This is a genomic window from Microbacterium sp. CCH5-D1, from assembly GCF_001557335.1.
Classification (GTDB): Bacteria; Actinomycetota; Actinomycetes; order Actinomycetales; family Microbacteriaceae; genus Microbacterium; species Microbacterium oxydans.
The window spans coordinates 1-1,201 of record NZ_LSJW01000101.1; the positions used below are offsets into that span (position 1 = coordinate 1).

Consider the following 1,201-nt stretch of genomic DNA (forward strand, 5'->3'; position numbering starts at 1 on the left):
GCCGGCGCAGGAAGTCCTCTCTCGCGCGGCTCAGCATCGTGGCGGGCTCAGTGTCGTGGCGGGCTCAGTGTCGTGGCGGGCTCAGTATGGTGGTGGGCGCTGTGCTCGTGGCGGGCGCTGTGCTGCGGGTCAGGCGTCCGTAGCGGCGGTGTCGGGGGAGGCCGCCGGATTCGTCGGGATGCGGACGCTGAAGGTGGTGTTCCCTGGCTCGCTGTCCACCGTGATGGAGCCGTGGTGGCCCTCGACGATGGCCTTCACGATCGCGAGGCCGAGCCCCGTCCCGCCGGTCTGGCGCGCACGGGAGCTGTCTCCGCGGGCGAAGCGGGCGAACAGCTCGTCTCGGATGGCCGGATCGATCCCCGGACCGTCGTCGTGCACGCGCAGCACCGCCTCATCGCCCTCCTGCGCGACGCTCAGTGTCACCGTCGTGCCGGCCGGCGTGTGCGTGCGGGCGTTCGCGAGCAGGTTGGCCACGACCTGGTGCATGCGTCCCGCATCTCCCAGGATCGTGACGGGCTCGTCGGGCACGTCGATCTTCCAGTGGTGGTCCACGGCCGTGGGGCGCGCATCCGACAGCCCTTCCAGCGCCAGCTGGGTGAGGTCGACCGTGCCGTAGACGAGCTCCCGGCCTTCGTCGAGGCGGGCGAGCAGCAGCAGGTCCTCGACGAGCCTGGTCATCCGCAGCGACTGCGCCTGGATGCGCTCGAGCGAAGAGGTGGTGCTCTCGATGACCTCCGGTCGCTCGGACGGTTCCTTCGTCTGGCGGAGAGCTCGCAGCGAGAGCTCGGAGTAGCCGCGGATCGAGGCGAGCGGTGTGCGCAGCTCGTGGCTGGCATCGGCGACGAACCGCCGCATCCGCTCCTCGTTCTTCTGCCGGGACGCGAGCGAGGTGTTCACGTGATCGAGGAGCTTGTTCAACGACGCCCCGACCAGCCCGGTCTCGGTGCGCGGATCGGCCTCGGAGGCGGGGACGCGCTCCGTGATGGTCACCTCGCCGCGATCGAGCTGCTGGTTGGCGACCCTGGTCGCGGTGGTCGCGACGGCGCGCAGCGGGCGCAGGCTCACGCGGATCGTGATCGCCGTGGTGAGGGCCAGCAGGATCAGGCCGCCGATCGTGGCGAGCGCGATCACCGTGAGGAGCTGCGTGAGCTGGTTCTGGATCTCGTCGCGGGGGAGGCCGGTCACCACGATGACCCCGTTG

General features: G+C 70.6%; 1 protein-coding gene. It reads right to left on the reverse strand.

All coding sequences use genetic code 11. From position 1 onward, the window contains the following. Positions 1-129 precede the first annotated feature (129 nt). Positions 130-1,201: sensor histidine kinase (locus tag AX744_RS07030; RefSeq protein WP_061015988.1), on the reverse strand; the 1,072-nt coding region annotated here is incomplete at its 5' end.